This is a genomic window from Halomonas sp. 3D7M (assembly GCF_014897885.1).
Lineage (GTDB): Bacteria > Pseudomonadota > Gammaproteobacteria > Pseudomonadales > Halomonadaceae > Vreelandella.
The window spans coordinates 1-770 of the sequence record NZ_JABUZF010000056.1; the positions used below are offsets into that span (position 1 = coordinate 1).

Here is a 770-nt window from a genome sequence, read left to right on the forward strand (position 1 = left end):
TGAACCGCCCCGGTTATTCCGGAGACCGGTTTGTTTGAGTCAGGCAGCTTCACCCGACTCCTCCAATTGACGATAATACGTCCTTTCTCGTTCTGCTGGTGGAACGTTTCCTATGGGTTCCAGCAGTCGGCGATTGTTAAACCAGTCAACCCATCCCAGCGTGGCATACTCAACGGCATCTCGCCCTTTCCATGGTCCACGATGGTGAATCACCTCCGTTTTGAATAAGCCGATGATGGTCTCGGCCAGCGCATTGTCGTAGGAGTCACCGGTGGTGCCGACTGAGGCATCGATACCCTCATCAGCCATACGCTCTGTGTAGCGGATCGAGAGATATTGGCTTCCTCTATCACTATGGTGGATTAACCCTTGCCTGTGCTTTCGTGCCCACAGGGCTTGCTCCAGAGCGTCCAGTACCAATCCCGTTTTCATCGACGTTGCTACACGCCAACCCACGATACAGCGTGCATAAACATCGATAACGAACGCAACGTAAACGAAGCCAGACCAGGTAGCGACATACGTGAAATCGGCCACCCAAAGCTGATTAGGACGCATGGCCGTAAAGTCACGTTTCACTAAATCAGGTGCTCGTTTCTGGCCGGGATCACTGATCGTCGTGAAGGGGCGTTGGCCTCGCACCACGCCGCGAATTCCCAGGCGTCGCATGAGTCGCTCTACGGTGCAACGAGCAACATTAACGCCCTCACGGCGGAGTTGCCGCCAGACCTTACGAGCACCGTAGACGCAGAAGTTTTCTTCCCACACTC

At 54.7% G+C, this 770-nt stretch carries 1 protein-coding gene; it reads right to left on the reverse strand.

Annotation, left to right across the window (positions count from 1 at the left end; all coding sequences use genetic code 11):
* Positions 1-39 precede the first annotated feature (39 nt).
* A partial coding sequence (locus tag INT22_RS01665; protein ID WP_193067574.1) for an IS3 family transposase occupies positions 40-770 on the reverse strand: 731 nt, incomplete at its 5' end.